This window comes from Bacillus cereus group sp. MYBK79-1, assembly GCF_051915365.1.
In the GTDB taxonomy this organism is placed as follows: Bacteria; Bacillota; Bacilli; order Bacillales; family Bacillaceae_G; genus Bacillus_A.
This window is the reverse complement of sequence record NZ_JBQAEO010000009.1, coordinates 179,198-195,580: the sequence shown is the minus strand read 5'-3', so window position 1 is coordinate 195,580 and position 16,383 is coordinate 179,198. Positions and strand designations below refer to the sequence as shown.

Here is a 16,383-nt window from a genome sequence, read left to right as displayed (position 1 = left end):
TTTAGTTAGATTCCGCTAATAGAAGAAAATATATACAAAAAAGAGCTATCTCTTTTCAAAGATAGCTCTAGTACACGGATTACTTTTCTACTATTATATTGTCTGTCTTTATAGACACATTTTTCGTGAACCCGCTAACTATAAACATCACAATCATATTCATCAACAATGCAACTATACCTACATTTAAATCTTTTATATATTGAGGGAAATCCGGAAACATCGTAGCTATAGTTGAACCGGATAAAGTAATATACGCGACCACTAACAACCCAATCCCCATTCCTGCAATTGCCCCTTGCTTCGTAATGATTTGACGTGGAAACAAACTACATACAAGTGCAGGGAACAGTTGTGTCACTATACTGTATCCCATTAAAAGAAGAGCCCCTATCGTTTCTCCACCTTTAAAAGTGAACAAAACAGCTACAAGCGTTACTACAGGCACAAATAATTTTGCAGCTTTAGCAACTTGTCTATCTGAAGCAGATGGGACCATTGTTCGGTAAATGTTTTTTGCTAACAACGTAGATGACGCCATAACAAGCATAGAACCTGGAACTAATGCTGTTAATACTCCTGCGCTACCAATAATACCAATAAACCATGGGTCAAAGGTTTGAAGAGCGAGACGGAATAACGAAAGGTCTACATCCCCTCCCTTTAACCCTGGAACTTGCAAGATAGCTGCAAAACCTGCAAAGAATACGAAAAGCAATACTAAAGAATAAAGGGGCATGATCGCCGCGTTTTTCCTAAATACTTTTTCATTTTTTGCAGAGAAAGCAGAAGCAAATGTATGGGGCCACATATAGAAACCGAGAGCTGTTAATACAATAGTAGAAACAAACCAAGAAATACTCATTCCTTCATCGGGTAAAGATAAAAATCCTGGTTTCGCTGCTTCTACCGCTTCGAACATCGGCTGAAATCCTCCGTAATAATGATACGGTAAATATATACCTAAAAACATAACGATAAACAGGATCATAATATCCTTCAAAGCGGCTGTCCAAGCAGAACCGTGTATGCCTGAAACCATTACATATATCGTTATGACAATTGCACCAATCCACACCGCAATAACTGGTGATACCCTTCCGTAAGACGCTTCCGAAACGATTATACCTAATCCTTTTAACTGTAAAACAAGATAGGGGATAATCGAAATAACCCCAATAATAGAAACGATTATGCCAAGTGTCTGACTCTTATATTTCTTCACAAAAAAATCTGGCTGTGAAACAAGATTATGCTCTTTCGCATACTTCCAAACTGGAGGCAATAAAAAGTAAGATAAAATATAAGCTAATGCACCGTAACCTAAAATATAGAAAGTAGGCGCTCCTTTACTATACGCCCATCCACTTCCACCTAAAAATGTGAACGTCGTATAAATTTCACCTGCCATCAGAAGAAAAACAAAAATAGTGCCAAAGCCTCTTCCTCCAACTGACCATTGCTCTAAATTCATATCTTTTCCATGTTGTGCCCGAATTCCTAAAAATAGTGCGAGAAACAAAAATAATATAATAATAAGTAATGCAGTCATTTCACATCCCCCTTATTAGCAGGATCAAATACGTACACAAGTCCCATACAAAGAGACGTAATGAGCACCGATAATAATACCCAAAATAATAAAAATGGCATCCCTAATACGTAAGGAGTAACTGAATTAGCAAATATGGGGCCAATAACTAAACAAAAAACTGGAATAAGCGCTAATACGTGTATTTTCTTCATCTCATTCTCCTTTACTTATAAAATTCATAATGGATGATACAAAGACTTCTACACCAATCGGTAATGCATTTTCATCAATCGTAAAACGAGGGTGATGATGAGGATATATAATTCCTTTCTCCTTATTTCCCGCTCCGATAAAAAAGAATGTCCCTGGCGCCTTTTGTAAAAACGCTGAAAAATCTTCCCCAGCCATCGTCGGCTGTAAACGAGTAACTTGTTCCCTTCCATAAAGCTGTAATGCTGTTTGCTCAATAACCTCTGTAACTTCATAATCATTTACTACCGGTCGATACCCATATTCATAAGAAAACGTATATTTCGCCCCGTAAGCTTCCGTCACATGCTTCACAATCCGTTCAATCCTTTTCTCTGTTACTTCTCGCAACTCATGTCTTAAACTCCGCACTGTCCCTTCAATCTCCGCTTGTTCTGGAATCACATTATGTGTTGTTCCAGCATGAAATTGCGTAACAGATACTACAAGAGAATCTAACGGATCTGTGAGGCGAGATACAATTTGCTGAAGTTGCGCAACAACTTGTGTACCGATTGCAATACTATCAACCGTTTCATGAGGGATTCCAGCATGTCCACCTTTTCCTTCTATTGTAATTTTAAAAACATCTGGGGCTGCCATTGCAGGACCATAAATTACACCTATTTTACCAACCTGTAACGCTGCCCAAAGGTGAGCACCAATAATATAATCCACACCTTCCATTACACCCGCTGCAACCATTTCCTCTGCACCGCCAGGAAAGTTTTCTTCTGCATGTTGGAAGAGAAAGCGAATCTCCCCTTTAACCTTCTCTCTTTCCTCTACCAACTTATGTACAACCCCAAGTAATATCGCAATATGTCCATCATGGCCACATGCATGCATCACACCTGGATATGTAGAAATAAAATCAAACTCATTTTCTTCGTGAATAGGAAGAGCATCCATGTCAGCACGAACCGCGATAGTTTTACCAGGCTGTTTACCAATTAACCTTGCCATTACACTATATTTAGTAGGTTTTGACACTTCTAAATGCGGGATTTTCCGAAGTATATCGAATACAAACTGTGATGTTTTTTCTTCTTGAAAAGATAACTCTGGATACTTATGAAAATGCCTTCTCCACTCAATCAACTGATTCTTTAATAAAACAAGTTCCTTTGCGACATCCATTTCTCTTCATCCCTTCTTCACTAAGTTAAATGTTATTATAACGTGAATTGTTTCCTTTTAAAAGAATCTTCTGAATTTTCTATTATAGTGACTTAAAAATAAAAAGCCATCAAAAAGATGACTTTTCAGTATTATAAAATAGTAATCGCTTGTTTCCCCATTTGCTCCCAAGCTTTCTCAAACTCTGCTCGCGGAACAGCAAAACGTGGATTATTTTTAAGTGGATCATTTACATATATAAAGTTTTGATCATACCCAACTATTACTACACTATGTTCATAATATGTAATTTTCACTTCGCCAGAGCTTGTATTCCATGTTTCAAAACTACTCTCAGCTAGTGGTTTAAACGTTGTATTAATAATGACCCATACTGGCGCCCCAGAACTAACTACTTTATACATATCTTGCACATCTCTACCTGTTAAATTAACTACTTTTCCAGGAATATATTTTTCTGCTAAATTAAAAATAGGTTGGTTATATACACCATATCCTGGCTCTGCCTTCGTATAAATATTTCCAACGAACCCCTCATAAGGATTTCCACGTAAACCATTTTGCTCAAATGGAACACGATGAATCTCGCTAGCAAGTTGCATCTTATCTACTTGTATACCTTTGTATTGCAGCAACATAGCCAAACTTGTAACTTCACATCCACGAGGTAATTCTGGCAACTGTTTTATAAACGGTACATTTTCAATCATAGTCGCTTCTTTCATTTCAGATAGAAACTCTAAACGGAACACTTGCGCCTTTTGTATAATTTTATCTTTCCCTATAAAAAACGCGGCAGCCAATATAATTCCAAAAACAAAAAGATATTTTAACTTTTTCATTTTAAACAAAACTCCATTAATTATTATTTTACAGACATACCTCCTATCATTGTACCTTTCTTCTTACTAGTTTGCTAGAAAGATTCTGTGAATTATTGTTCACATTTATTAGTTTAGCATTCATTCCAGGTCAGAGAATAGCTCTTGATTGCGGTATTCTATTTATGATTATTTGTTATATTTTATAGGAAGTTAAATATAAAAAAATTGTCACATTTGAACAACAAATAAACATAAAAAAACAAGTAAACTAAATATATAAAATATTCTGCTATCTTTCTTATAATAAGATAGTTTTTTTCTATTTCTTGGATATCTTGGTATAACTTTATTTATCTTAAAATTTCTACAATCACGTTTTTCTCTGGAAAATAGTTTACAATGTAATCAAGTTACAAATGATATTCACCTTAAAAAGTGTGCATTTGTGTCTATTTTTTAACAATATCTCAAAAACTATTGCCATCTATAAATTAATAGGTTTATATTGTTTTATTGGCATAGTTTCAATCCAAGGAGAAAGGAGATTTTCAATCGTGCAACTAAAGAAAACGTTTTGGAAGCTGGCTTCGCTTCTTCCGTTATCATTACTTCTGTTCCTCGGTGGCTGTGATAAGAAACTCGCAGTATTAAATCCGCAAGGACCTGTTGCAAAAGCACAGTATGATTTAATTGTTTGGTCATTCTTGCTTATGTCATTAATTATCGCAATTGTATTCATCTTGTTTACAGTCATCTTGATTCGTTATCGTGAAAAACCAGAGAATATGGACTACGAGCCACCTGATCAACACGGTAACACATTATTAGAAATTATTTGGACGCTTGTTCCTGTTATTATCGTTATCGCATTATCGATTCCAACAGTAAAAGCAACTTACGCTTCGGAAGAGGTTCCGGAAGAGTCCAAACATATTAAACCAGTTGAAATTTACGTTACATCTGCAAACTGGAAATGGTTATTCAGTTACCCAGAGGAAAAAATTGAAACCGTTAACTATTTAAATATCCCAGCTGGTGTACCAATTCAATTTAAGCTTACTTCTGTAGGTCCAATGAATGCTTTCTGGGTACCAGAACTTGGTGGTATGAAGTACACTATGGACGGTATGATTATGGATCTTTATTTACAAGCTGATAAGCCAGGTTCTTACCTAGGCCGTAGCGCGAACTTCTCTGGTGAAGGATTCACTCACATGGAGTTCGAAGTTGAAGCAAAAACTAAAGAGAAGTATGACAAGTGGGTAAAAGAAGTACAACAAACTGCTCCTAAACTAACAGAAGATAAGTACAACGAAATTGTTAAACCTGGTGTAGTTGGTCGTATGACGTTCTCTAGTCATCACTTAAGTTATGTAGATCCAAAATCACTTGAATATTGTGATTACAACTACTACAAAAACAAAAAATAATAGCTATTATTCCAACAGATTGGAGTGAACACAGTGAAGCTTGATGAATTCTTTGTCACAGGTGACCCGATTATTTACGGTGCAGACGCTTCTATCGTTCTTGTGACATTAGCAATCATTTTCGTACTAACAAAGTATAAAAAATGGAAGTGGCTTTGGGACGAATGGTTAACAACTGTTGACCATAAAAAAATCGGAGCCATGTATATTATTTCTGCGGTTATCATGTTATTCCGTGGTGGTATGGATGGTTTAATGATCCGTGCACAGTTAACATTCCCAGAAACAACTTATTTAAACGCTGAACACTATAACGGAATCTTTACAACACATGGTACAGTAATGATTCTTTTCATGGCAATGCCATTCGTTATGGGATTAATGAACCTTGTAGTACCATTACAAATTGGTGCTCGTGACGTTGCATATCCGTTCTTAAATGCTTTAAGTTTCTGGTTATTCTTTATCGGAGCAATGTTATTCAACATCGCTTTCGTAATCGGTGGTTCTCCAGACGCTGGGTGGACTTCTTACTTCCCAATGGCAGGTACAGAGTTTACTTCTGGAGTAGGAAATAACTACTACGCAATTGCATTACAGATTTCAGGTCTTGGTACGTTAATGACAGGTATTAACTTCCTTGTTACTATCTTAAAAATGCGTACACCTGGTATGACTTTAATGAGAATGCCAATGTTTACTTGGTCAATCTTAATTACAACAGTTATCATTATTTTCGCTTTCCCAGTATTAACAGTTGCTCTTGCATTAATGACATTTGACCGTCTATTCGATGCTCACTTCTTTACGATGGCGAGCGGCGGTATGCCAATGCTCTGGGCCAACCTATTCTGGGTATGGGGTCATCCTGAAGTATATATCGTTATTTTACCGGCATTCGGTATTTTCTCTGAAATCATTAGTACATTCTCACGTAAGCGTCTATTTGGTTACAGTGCGATGGTGTATTCGATGGTCGCAATTTCTTTACTAAGTTTCGTCGTATGGCTTCACCATTTCTTCACGATGGGTGCAGGTCCAGCGGTTAACTCATTCTTCTCGATCTCGACAATGGCGATTTCGATTCCAACCGGGGTTAAGATCTTTAACTGGTTGTTTACACTGTATAAAGGACGTATTCGTTTTACAGTTCCAATGCTTTGGTCATTGGCATTTATTCCAAACTTCGTAGTTGGTGGAGTTACAGGGGTTATGCTTGGAATGGCAGCAGCTGATTATCAATACCATAACAGCTACTTCCTAATTGCTCACTTCCACTACGTATTAATCGCAGGTACAGTATTCGCTATGCTTGCTGGATTCACATTCTGGTATCCAAAAATGACAGGTCATATGTTAAACGAACGCCTAGGTAAATGGACATTCTGGATCTTTATGAGCGGATTTAACATCTGTTTCTTCCCAATGTACTTCTTAGGTTTAGACGGTATGACTCGTCGTATGTACACTTACTCTGAAAGTCTTGGATGGGGCTGGCTAAACCAAATCGCATCTGTTGGTGCTGTAATGATGGGTATTGGCTTCCTAATCCTTTGCTATAACGTAATTTGGAGTGCTCGTCACGGTGAACGTGACACAACTGGAGATCCATGGGACGGCCGTACACTTGAATGGGCAACTCAATCTCCTGTACAACATTACAACTTCGCGAAACTTCCTGAAATTAAAGAATCTGATGCTTTCTGGTTCATGAAAAAACGCGGAGAAACAGTTACACCAGCTGCAGAAGAATTAAAACCAATTCACATGCCAAGTAACTCTGGTGTGCCTATTATTATGTCTGCATTCTTCGGTCTTGCAGGTTTTGCATTAGTATTTAGCTGGTTCTGGATTGCAGCAATCGGCGGCGTTGGTATTTTAGCTTGCTTAATCTATCGTTCATTCGATTATGATGATGGCTACTACGTAAGCGTTGATGAAATTAAAGAAACAGAACATATAGCATGAGAGGTGAAATGATATGGCGGCTTTAGATAAAAGCTTACCTTTGGAATATCAATCCGAGCAAAGCAGATTGAATATCCTAGGATTCTGGATTTTTCTTGGGGCTGAAATTATGCTGTTCGCAACACTTTTCGCCTCTTATCTAGTACTTGCTGGTCGTACGGCAGATGGTCCAACACCAGCACAATTGTTTGAAGTTAAAACACTTTTAATTCAAACGCTACTACTTTTAACAAGTAGTTTCACATGTGGTATCGCAATTCACGAAATGCGTAAGCACAACCAAAAAGCAATGCTTGGATGGTTCATCCTTACATTACTTTTAGGTGCAGGTTTCCTATTCTTCGAGATCGAAGAGTTCATTATTTACGCTGGTAAAGGCGCTACACTTCAAACAAGTGCGTTCTTATCTGCATTCTTCGTTCTTCTTGGAACGCACGGTGCCCACGTAACAGGCGGTATCATTTGGGCAATTTGTGTTATTATCCAAATTTTAAAACGAGGTTTAACACCAGTTACAGCTCGTAAAGTATTTATCATCAGCTTATACTGGCATTTCCTTGATTTCGTTTGGATCTTCATTTACACACTAGTTTACTTGAACGGGATGGTGGCGTAATAATGGGTCAAAACAATACTCAAGCAAATGGGGATGCGCATAGCGGATTCCCTTGGTCACACGTTTTCGGATTTATTTTATCGCTTGCACTAACGTTTCTAGCGTTATACGTGGCACTGTACACAAGCTTACCACTATCAACGGTTTTAACGTCTATTATCGCAATGGCGGTTGCGCAAGCATTATTACAATTAATTATGTTCATGCATTTAAAAGAAGGAGAAGGACGCATTCAAATCCTTACTATGATCTACAGTTTCTTCGTTGCAACAGCAACAGTTGGTTTAACTGTATGGATCTTCTTCTCAATGTAATGTACATGAAAAGACTGCTGAGGTTTCTCAGCAGTCTTTTTTTATCCCCTCCCCTATTACATCCACATTACGGAATTAACAACAGAATCATGAAAAATATACTTATTATGACAAATGTTAAGAAAACTCTTTCTTTATGAAATCGAATCCATATGCGTTGCTTTTCTACCTATTATATGGCTAAATAGGTACTATATTTATTTGAAGGGAGAGAACGCAATGGAACATCATACTTCTGTTCTATCACTTATGATTGTCGTTGCAATCGCGTTTTTCGTTCCCCTTTTGTTACAACGCTTTAAATTAAAAGCACTTCCTGTCGTTGTTGCAGAAATCATCGCAGGAATCTTTGTAGGTAAAAGTGGGTTTAATGTTATTGAGCCAGATATGTGGCTTCAAGTCTTATCGACACTAGGATTTATCTTCCTCATGTTTTTAAGCGGTTTAGAAATTGATTTTTCTATCTTTAAACAAAAAGGGAAAAAGAATACGACAAACGAACCAAACACATTCCAAGCAGCAAGCATTATCTTCTTATTTATTTTCATCTTATCTTATGCCCTATCCTTACTATTCGTATGGCTAGGATTTGTAGATAATGCAATGTTTATGACTTTAATTATTTCAACTATCTCTTTAGGTGTTGTCGTACCAACATTAAAAGAAAATAATTTAGGAAAAACAGCAATCGGTCAAATCATTCTATTAGTCGCTGTTATTGCAGATTTAGTTACAATGATTTTACTCGCTGTATTCGTCGGATTAAATTCTGAAAGCGGCCAAAGCATGTGGCTCCTTCTTCTTCTGTTCGGCGCTGGTATTGTTATTTACTTCGTTGCAAAACGCTTTAAAAACATTCCATATTTAGATAGCCTAAAGGCTGGTAGTGTACAAATTGATACACGAGCTGTTTTTGCACTTATCTTAATATTAGTTGGTTTATCTGAATCTGTTGGAGCTGAAAATATTTTAGGTGCCTTCTTAGCAGGGGTACTCGTATCGTTATTATCACCAAATGAAGATATGGTTGAAAAGCTTGATTCCATCGGCTACGGTTTCTTCATCCCTATTTTCTTCGTAATGGTTGGTGTAAATCTAGAAGTTTGGTCTATTTTTAAAGAACCTTCTAGTATGCTAATGATCCCAATTTTAATTGTAGGACTCTTTATATCAAAACTATTGCCATCACTTGTCTTACGAAAATGGTATCCACGCAATATCGTACTGGGAAGTGCCATCTTATTAACATCGACACTTTCTTTAGTTATTGCAGCTGCACAAATTGGTGAAAAACTAGGAATCATCAGTCCAAGTTTATCCGCTTCCCTTATTTTAAGCGCAGTTATTACTTGTATTTTTGCACCTATATTATTTAAAAAGATGTTCCCAAAAGTGGAAACACCAAAACCAAAAGTTTCTATTATTGGCGCGAGCAGAATTACACTTCCGTTATCACTTGATTTAAAACGAGAAGATTATGACGTGACACTTTATATGATGCGTCAAAATAAAATAAATGATGAGGAAGCGACATCACATGACTTCCCTATCGTAAAATTAGACGACATCACAATCGCATCATTAACTGAACAAACAGCATTTAACGCAGACCGTGTTGTTGTTGCAACAAGTGATGATGAGCAAAACTTATTATTAGCAGAACACGCAAAAGAACTAGGTGTTGAACATGTTATTGCAAGTGTAGAAGATCCTCTTCTACAAGAAAAAGCAACGCAAGAACATATCGCTGTATTCTCAACAATTAACTCTACACGTATTCTATTACGTGCACTTATTGATAAACCAAGTCTCGTTCGCTTAATTACAACAGCAAACGAAACAGTCCGTGAAGTTGAACTACGAAGCAATAAATATAATGGCGTGGCACTTCGCCGCCTTCCGTTTTTAGGCGATGTACTAGTCATTCAAATTTATCGCGGGAATAAAGCATTAATTCCGCATGGTGATACGAGACTACAGCACGGTGATACATTACTTGTAACAGGTTCAAAAGAACATATCGATACACTAAAAAGCATATTAGAATAAAAAATGCCCCTCACATAATTGAGGGGCATTTTTTTCCATTTAATATGGTAAAATGTTACTATCACATATTATGAGGATGGATCACATTATGTCTATTGTAACTTTAGCTCTTTTATTATTAGCGGAAGTACTCGTCGCCATTATTCTCATCGGTGTTAGCATTGAAATTTGTAGTTACGGATGGAAAAAATCGAATGGAATAAAATACTCTTGCCTCTTACTTTCACTCCTTCTCGGAACTGCTAGCATACTCGGACTTTTCGCCGCACCTGCATATTTCTTTATACAGTTAACTGAAAAAGGCTTATAAGAAAGGATGTTAATATGATTACCGTGAACAATATTGATGGATCTGAAACTTACGTATTACGTCAAAAAATTTTGCGCCCGAGTCAAACATTAGCAGATTGTAAATACTCTTCCGACTATGAAACAGACACCTTTCACTTAGGCGCATTTATAAACGATGAACTCATTAGTATCGCTTCCTTCTCAAAAGAAATATATCCTGACTTACCAGCAGGTATTCATTATCGGCTACGAGGAATGGCAACATTACCTGAATTTCGAAACAACCGTGCTGGAAGCTCCTTAATTCAGAAGGCAGAACAAATCTTGCAAGAACGTCAAGCAAATATATTATGGTGTAATGGCCGAATTACTGTAGCTGACTATTACAAGCGCTTAGGCTTCCAGGAACATGGTGAAATCTTTGAAATTGAACCGATTGGTCTGCATAAGGTACTGTATAAAAAGATATAAGAAAAGCTTTCCACAATATCGGAAAGCTTTTCTTATACTTCAATCTTCACTTTTTATTCTTTTCATATATATGCATATAAACAAACTAGGAACTAAAAAACAAGCAAACATAATAAGTCCTGTTATACTAATTTCTTTTATCGAAATATCTGGTGTTACAACGATACAAATAGCTAAAATCCCAATAACAATACTTATCGGAATTAATAATAGTTTCATGAAATAACTGCGTGATACTCCGCCCGTATGCTCATATACCTCTACAGAATGTTTTAAATTTAAGAAGTTAATGACTACAATCCCGCCAATAAATATCATTAATAAATCCGAAACACTTTCATATCCTGCACCTTGCAAAACGTAGCGGTAAAAAACAATACCTAGTATGATGATATTTTGTAAGATGAAAGCTAGTCTAATATGTTTTAATCCTTCAACCATTAAACGTTCATCTTTCACGATTCTCATCCCCTCACTCCTCTTCCTCCCAAAATAAATCATTCAATGTTTTATCTACCGCATAACAAATTTTTAAACATAAATCTAAAGACGGGTTGTATTTCCCCTTCTCAATTAAACTAATCGTTTGCCTTGTAACGCCTACTTTTTCTGCTAATTGTTGCTGTGTTAAATCTAACTGAACACGCGCGACTTTTATTTTACTGACAGCCATTCATGTTCCTCCTTCACCTATATTGTAACATATACATTCCATTAAGTAATTTATATTTTACGCTATTAATTTGATTTTCACTTTATTATACACAAAAAAGGAGCCTCTCATAAGAAGCTCCCTCTCCTATATCTATATTATAAGAATAAATGACATCCAAATAAAATTGTAAATAAGTATAGTAATGGATGTACTTCCATCCCTTTCCCTTTCACAATTTTTAAGACTGGATACACTAAAAATCCAATTGCAATTCCATTCGCAATACTAGATGTTAACGGAATACCAATGAAAATTAAAAATGCTGGTAATGCATCTTCAAATTCATTCCAATTAATATCACGAAGACTTTGCGCCATTAAACTACCTACAATAATTAATGAAGGAGCTGTAATAGCAGCTACACTTGATAAAGAAGCAATTACAGGGCTGAAGAATGCCGTTATAATCGTTAGACCGACAACGACAATACCTGTTAATCCTGTTTTACCACCTGCCGCAATACCAGCTGACGATTCAATCGTCGCTGCTGTTGGGCTTGTTCCAAAGATAGAGCCTGTAGTCCCGCCAATTGCATCGGCAATAAAAGCTTTACCAAAACGTTTCTCTGTATTATCTGTAATTAAACCTGCTTGTTTAATTAAACCAAGTAATGCACCTGTTGTATCGAATAACAGTACAAGTAAAAATGAAAATACAACACCATATAATCCATATTCAATTACATCTGAAAAGGCGTTGATTGGGTTTGAAACGATAACCCCCTCTGGTAAATGAGGCATCGCAACAATTTTATCCGTAAACTTCAGTTGCCCTGTAAAGAAGGCGATAACTCCCGTCACAATCATACTAATAAATAATGCACCGCTCACACGTAATGCCATTAATACCGCCGCTAAAATTAAACCAATTAAAGTTAAAATAACGGCTGGAGAATGAAAATCACCAATCGTAACTAAATTAGATGGATGATCAACGATAATTCCAGAAAGGCGTAATCCAATAAAAGCAATAAATAGTCCAATTCCACCTGCAATTGCATGTTTTAAACTATCAGGAATTGCGACAATTAACTTTTGCCTAAATGAAGTGAAAGATAATAAAAGAAAAATGATACCTGTTACAAATACTGCTGAAAAGGCTATTACATACGTAATTCCTTCTGCCTTCTGTACAACAGAATACGCAAAATATGCGTTCATTCCCATAGCTGGAGCAATAACAATCGGATAATTAGCGAAAATCGCCATACCTACTGTTCCAACAACTGTTGCAATAATTGTTGCTGTAAACGCTTGGTCAAATGGTACACCTGCATCAGATAATATTTTCGGATTGATGACAAGAATATACGCAAATGTAAAAAAAGTTGTGATGCCAGCTAAAAGCTCTTGCTTCACAGAAGTGTTATATTTTTGTAATTGAAACATGGTTATGTACCCTTCCTACATCTGAATTATTATCACACATTCTTTTCCTACTAGTATGTGAGAAAATATAATACTTAATCTTAACAATCAATAAAAAGAAGAGTCAATATATTCGCTAATAGTTCGAATTTTAAGTTTAAGTCTGACAAGCGCAGATGTAGTACAGTTAACTATATTTATTTTTGTAGCATAACAGATAGAAATGTTTTATAATTTGAAATAGTTAAATACTTAGTAAACGCATTCAAATATCGTTCACTCTACAAGGGGGATTCTTCTTATGCAGCACACAAACAAATCTGGAGCTTTAAATCGAGGTTTAAAAGAACGACATATTACTTTAATGTCACTTGGTTCAGCTATTGGCGTTGGACTATTTTTAGGATCCGCTTCTGCTATTAAACTAGCTGGCCCTTCTATTCTACTAGGTTATATGATCGCTGGACTCGTTATTTTTTTCATTATGCGAGCACTTGGAGAAATGGCAATTGAACAACCTGTTGCCGGTTCTTTTAGTAAATATGCTTCTGATTACCTTGGACCATTAGCTGGCTACATTACCGGTTGGAACTACTGGTTCTTATGGGTTGTTACTTGTATGGCTGAAATTACGGCAGCTGGCATTTACATGCAATACTGGTTCCCAGATATCCCGCGCTGGACTTGGGCGTTACTCGCTCTATTATTAATGAGTGCTTTCAACTTCTTATCCGTAAAAGTATTTGGAGAACTTGAATTTTGGTTTGCTCTCATAAAAATTGTCACAATTATCTGTATGATAGTTGTTGGAGCTGGTATTATTTTATTCGGATTCGGAAACGGCGGTATCGCTACTGGCATCTCAAATCTTTGGTCACATGGCGGCTGGTTCCCAAATGGTTTTTCTGGGTTACTACTCTCCATGCAAATGGTGTTATTCGCTTATTTAGGCGTTGAATTAATTGGGGTTACAGCGGGTGAAGCGCAAAATCCAAAAAAAACACTTGCGAAAGCAATCGATAACGTATTTTGGAGAATATTACTGTTCTACGTTGGGGCTCTATTCGTTATGATGGCAATTTATCCATGGAACGAACTTGGTGAGAAAGGCAGTCCATTCGTTTTAACATTCCAGCAAATCGGTATCGCAAAAGCAGCAGGAATTATTAACTTTGTCGTATTAACAGCAGCTCTTTCTTCCTGTAATGGTGGTTTATTTAGTACAGGCCGTATGCTATATACATTAGCTCAGCAGAAGAAAGCTCCTGAAAGATTCGGTCGTTTAAATAAAAATGGCATTCCAAGTCAAGGGATTGTAGCAACAGCTATCGTTTTACTCGTTGGTGTTATATTAAACTATCTTGTGCCGGCAAAAGTATTTACATGGCTCACTAGTATTTCAACTTTCGGGGCAATTTGGACTTGGGGCATCATTTTAATCGCTCAAATTAAATTCCGTAAAGGATTGCAAACTGATAAAAAGGACAAGCTAACATATAAAATGCCTTTACATCCATTCAGTTCATATTTCTCACTCGCTTTCCTTGCACTCGTATTAGGTATAATGGCGTATTCAGAAGATACAAGAATTGCATTGATTGTTGGTCCTATTTGGCTTATCGGTTTAGCTATTGTGTATTATATGAAAGGGTTCCATAAAATTGACGAAACACCTAATTCAAAAATTAGTTAAGCCCAAAATCCCTTCCTATTTACTAGGAAGGGATTTTTTCATTATTCTCACAAATATTTCTCAATTAAATTAACGCTATCTTTACACTATTTAATATTTTCTATCTTTCTTTCCTAAAAAAAATAGATTACATTATTAAAGCAAATATGTTTATTAGGGGGATTCTTCTATGAAGAATAAAAAATGGATTACATTTTCTTTAGCAACAGCAATCACACTTAGTATAGGAGCTTCTTTCATTCCGTCTACTTATGCGGAAAGCTCAGTAGACCCAGCTCCTGAAATTGCTGCAAAAGTTGTAAATCAAAATAGCGGGAAGAAAGTATTATTCGACAATACACATGGTCAAACGGCTGGGACAGCTGACTGGGTTATCGATGGCGGCTTTTCTGACTTCGGAAACGGCATTTCCCAAAACGGATATCATGTAAAAGAACTTCGTAAATCAACACCGATTACGTATGAAGATTTAAAAGACTACAATGTATTTATCGTTCCAGAAGCTAATATTCCTTACAAAAAATCTGAACAAGATGCAATGTTACAATATGTAAAAAATGGCGGTAGTATCTTCTTTATTGCCGATCATTATAATGCAGATCGTAATAAAAATCGCTGGGATTCTTCTGAAGTATTTAATGGATATAGACGCGGTGCTTGGGATAATCCTGCAAAAGGAATGTCTAGTGAAGAAGTAAATTCACAAGCTATGCAAGGAGTAGAAAGTTCTGATTGGCTATCTGATAACTTCGGTATTCGCTTCCGCTACAATGCAATTGGTGATGTTTCTGCTAAAAATATTGTATCACCTGAACAATCATTCGGAATTACAAAAGGTGTTTCATCCGTAGCAATGCATGCTGGTTCTACTCTAGCCATTACAAACCCAAAACTAGCAAAAGGACTTGTTTATCTTCCAGAAAACCCATCAAAATGGAATAATGCTGTTGATAGTGGTGTTTATAACGGCGGTGGTGTTGCAGAGGGTCCTTATGCTGCTATCGCAAAAGTAGGACTTGGAAAAGCTGCCTTTATCGGTGACTCTTCTCCTGTTGAAGATGCTACGCCAAAATACGTTCGTGAAGATTCTGGTCAAACGAAGAAAACTTATGATGGGTATAAAGAAGAAAACGATGCTATCTTACTAGAAAACATCGTAAATTGGCTATCGAATAAAGAAACATTTACAAGTTTAGATCAAGTAAATGGTTTACAACTTGATCTACCTACCACTTTACAAACATTTGAACAACCAAGCTTATCAACCGAGCCACAACCTGAACCTTGGAGTGCTCCAAATGCAGGTTATCAATGGTTTAATACAAATACTTTTAAATCAGGTTCATACGGTTATAACGGTGCGGTAACAGCAAACGACTACGTAGTTACACACCCTAGCACTCTACCAAACAATGAAGTGTTCCAAATCAAAATTCAAGTAAATAACTTATTACCAAACACAACATACAATAATTACTCTTTAGGTATATTCACTACTGGTGGTACACAAGTAGCAAAGGTTCAAAATTCAAATGGTACTTGGCCAACTACTTTTGGATATAGTAGTGCATTTTCTTTCACAACAAACAGCTTAGGTTCTGCTGAGAAGATTGTAAATGTGCAAATCAACCCAAATACGACTGGACAAGCAACACTTCGTCTACGCCAAAATACAACAGCGAAATATAGTGAGACTGTAACGATTAATAAGAAATAATGAAA

At 36.5% G+C, this 16,383-nt stretch carries 16 protein-coding genes and 1 pseudogene; 10 read left to right on the top strand and 7 right to left on the bottom strand.

Translation table 11 applies throughout. From position 1 onward, the window contains the following. Positions 1–79: 79 nt before the first annotated feature. The 4 genes from ACTFOB_RS16410 to ACTFOB_RS16395 form a co-directional block, all read right to left on the bottom strand. The gene (locus tag ACTFOB_RS16410) at positions 80–1,552 is read right to left on the bottom strand and encodes a sodium:solute symporter family protein (protein ID WP_440027014.1); all 1,473 of its coding nucleotides are present in this window, start codon (positions 1,550–1,552) and stop codon (positions 80–82) included. Next, entirely contained in the window at positions 1,549–1,746 is a 198-nt protein-coding gene (locus ACTFOB_RS16405; protein ID WP_440027012.1) for a DUF3311 domain-containing protein, read from the bottom strand. Before ACTFOB_RS16405 ends, ACTFOB_RS16410 begins: the two co-directional genes overlap by 4 nt. Position 1,747: 1 nt before the next feature. After that, positions 1,748–2,923, bottom strand: coding sequence for an amidohydrolase (locus ACTFOB_RS16400; protein WP_440027010.1), 1,176 nt, complete (start codon positions 2,921–2,923; stop codon positions 1,748–1,750). Between the two features lie 131 nt (positions 2,924–3,054). Beyond that, the gene (locus tag ACTFOB_RS16395) at positions 3,055–3,765 is read right to left on the bottom strand and encodes a C39 family peptidase (RefSeq protein WP_440027009.1); all 711 of its coding nucleotides are present in this window, start codon (positions 3,763–3,765) and stop codon (positions 3,055–3,057) included. Positions 3,766–3,866: 101 nt separating this feature from the next. Here ACTFOB_RS16395 and ACTFOB_RS16390 point away from each other — a divergent pair. The 8 genes and pseudogenes from ACTFOB_RS16390 to ACTFOB_RS16355 form a co-directional block, all read left to right on the top strand. After that, positions 3,867–4,019: pseudogene (locus ACTFOB_RS16390) on the top strand (amino acid permease); the annotation flags it as partial. A gap of 282 nt (positions 4,020–4,301) precedes the next feature. Next, on the top strand, positions 4,302–5,177 hold the full coding sequence (locus ACTFOB_RS16385) for a cytochrome aa3 quinol oxidase subunit II (protein WP_001176180.1): 876 nt from the start codon (positions 4,302–4,304) through the stop codon (positions 5,175–5,177). A gap of 33 nt (positions 5,178–5,210) precedes the next feature. Further along, positions 5,211–7,145 carry a cytochrome aa3 quinol oxidase subunit I gene (qoxB, locus tag ACTFOB_RS16380; protein ID WP_440027006.1) on the top strand — a complete coding sequence of 645 codons (1,935 nt, stop codon included), beginning with the start codon at positions 5,211–5,213 and terminating at the stop codon, positions 7,143–7,145. A 13-nt stretch (positions 7,146–7,158) separates the two neighbouring features. Next, positions 7,159–7,761, top strand: a complete 603-nt coding sequence (gene qoxC / locus ACTFOB_RS16375) for a cytochrome aa3 quinol oxidase subunit III (RefSeq protein WP_440027005.1) — start codon at positions 7,159–7,161, stop codon at positions 7,759–7,761. Between the two features lie 2 nt (positions 7,762–7,763). Then, on the top strand, positions 7,764–8,075 hold the full coding sequence (qoxD, locus tag ACTFOB_RS16370) for a cytochrome aa3 quinol oxidase subunit IV (RefSeq protein WP_440027003.1): 312 nt from the start codon (positions 7,764–7,766) through the stop codon (positions 8,073–8,075). A gap of 219 nt (positions 8,076–8,294) precedes the next feature. Further along, on the top strand, positions 8,295–10,124 hold the full coding sequence (locus ACTFOB_RS16365) for a monovalent cation:proton antiporter family protein (protein ID WP_440027002.1): 1,830 nt from the start codon (positions 8,295–8,297) through the stop codon (positions 10,122–10,124). 52 nt (positions 10,125–10,176) lie between these two features. After that, positions 10,177–10,434 (top strand): DUF4022 family protein, encoded by a 258-nt coding sequence (locus tag ACTFOB_RS16360; RefSeq protein ID WP_440027000.1) that lies wholly within the window; start codon positions 10,177–10,179, stop codon positions 10,432–10,434. A 14-nt stretch (positions 10,435–10,448) separates the two neighbouring features. Further along, positions 10,449–10,886, top strand: a complete 438-nt coding sequence (locus ACTFOB_RS16355; RefSeq protein ID WP_440026997.1) for a GNAT family N-acetyltransferase — start codon at positions 10,449–10,451, stop codon at positions 10,884–10,886. 39 nt (positions 10,887–10,925) lie between these two features. On the opposite strand, the gene ACTFOB_RS16350 is transcribed toward ACTFOB_RS16355, so the two are convergent. The 3 genes from ACTFOB_RS16350 to ACTFOB_RS16340 form a co-directional block, all read right to left on the bottom strand. After that, complete coding sequence (locus tag ACTFOB_RS16350; protein WP_440026995.1) at positions 10,926–11,354, bottom strand: hypothetical protein; 429 nt, start codon at positions 11,352–11,354, stop codon at positions 10,926–10,928. A gap of 4 nt (positions 11,355–11,358) precedes the next feature. Next, positions 11,359–11,559: a helix-turn-helix transcriptional regulator gene (locus tag ACTFOB_RS16345; RefSeq protein ID WP_000301181.1), complete on the bottom strand. Its 201-nt coding sequence runs from the start codon at positions 11,557–11,559 to the stop codon at positions 11,359–11,361. 137 nt (positions 11,560–11,696) lie between these two features. Continuing rightward, entirely contained in the window at positions 11,697–12,989 is a 1,293-nt protein-coding gene (locus ACTFOB_RS16340; protein ID WP_440026993.1) for an NCS2 family permease, read from the bottom strand. A gap of 280 nt (positions 12,990–13,269) precedes the next feature. Here ACTFOB_RS16340 and ACTFOB_RS16335 point away from each other — a divergent pair, with 280 nt between their 5' ends. Both ACTFOB_RS16335 and ACTFOB_RS16330 read left to right on the top strand, forming a co-directional pair. Beyond that, positions 13,270–14,661, top strand: coding sequence for an amino acid permease (locus tag ACTFOB_RS16335; RefSeq protein ID WP_440026990.1), 1,392 nt, complete (start codon positions 13,270–13,272; stop codon positions 14,659–14,661). Between the two features lie 169 nt (positions 14,662–14,830). Then, positions 14,831–16,378: a DNA-binding protein gene (locus ACTFOB_RS16330; RefSeq protein WP_440026988.1), complete on the top strand. Its 1,548-nt coding sequence runs from the start codon at positions 14,831–14,833 to the stop codon at positions 16,376–16,378. The last annotated feature ends 5 nt before the right edge of the window (positions 16,379–16,383 follow it).

What these genes read in the sequence shown, in the direction of transcription:
- ACTFOB_RS16335 (WP_440026990.1), top strand. Translation starts at nt 13,270, where the DNA reads ATGCAGCACACAAACAAATCTGGAGCTTTAAATCGAGGTTTAAAAGAA.
- ACTFOB_RS16395 (WP_440027009.1), bottom strand. Translation starts at nt 3,765, where the DNA reads ATGAAAAAGTTAAAATATCTTTTTGTTTTTGGAATTATATTGGCTGCC.
- ACTFOB_RS16410 (WP_440027014.1), bottom strand. Translation starts at nt 1,552, where the DNA reads ATGACTGCATTACTTATTATTATATTATTTTTGTTTCTCGCACTATTT.
- qoxD (WP_440027003.1), top strand. Translation starts at nt 7,764, where the DNA reads ATGGGTCAAAACAATACTCAAGCAAATGGGGATGCGCATAGCGGATTC.
- ACTFOB_RS16405 (WP_440027012.1), bottom strand. Translation starts at nt 1,746, where the DNA reads ATGAAGAAAATACACGTATTAGCGCTTATTCCAGTTTTTTGTTTAGTT.
- ACTFOB_RS16350 (WP_440026995.1), bottom strand. Translation starts at nt 11,354, where the DNA reads ATGAGAATCGTGAAAGATGAACGTTTAATGGTTGAAGGATTAAAACAT.
- ACTFOB_RS16355 (WP_440026997.1), top strand. Translation starts at nt 10,449, where the DNA reads ATGATTACCGTGAACAATATTGATGGATCTGAAACTTACGTATTACGT.
- ACTFOB_RS16360 (WP_440027000.1), top strand. Translation starts at nt 10,177, where the DNA reads ATGTTACTATCACATATTATGAGGATGGATCACATTATGTCTATTGTA.
- ACTFOB_RS16345 (WP_000301181.1), bottom strand. Translation starts at nt 11,559, where the DNA reads ATGGCTGTCAGTAAAATAAAAGTCGCGCGTGTTCAGTTAGATTTAACA.
- qoxC (WP_440027005.1), top strand. Translation starts at nt 7,159, where the DNA reads ATGGCGGCTTTAGATAAAAGCTTACCTTTGGAATATCAATCCGAGCAA.
- ACTFOB_RS16365 (WP_440027002.1), top strand. Translation starts at nt 8,295, where the DNA reads ATGGAACATCATACTTCTGTTCTATCACTTATGATTGTCGTTGCAATC.
- ACTFOB_RS16400 (WP_440027010.1), bottom strand. Translation starts at nt 2,923, where the DNA reads ATGGATGTCGCAAAGGAACTTGTTTTATTAAAGAATCAGTTGATTGAG.
- ACTFOB_RS16330 (WP_440026988.1), top strand. Translation starts at nt 14,831, where the DNA reads ATGAAGAATAAAAAATGGATTACATTTTCTTTAGCAACAGCAATCACA.
- ACTFOB_RS16340 (WP_440026993.1), bottom strand. Translation starts at nt 12,989, where the DNA reads ATGTTTCAATTACAAAAATATAACACTTCTGTGAAGCAAGAGCTTTTA.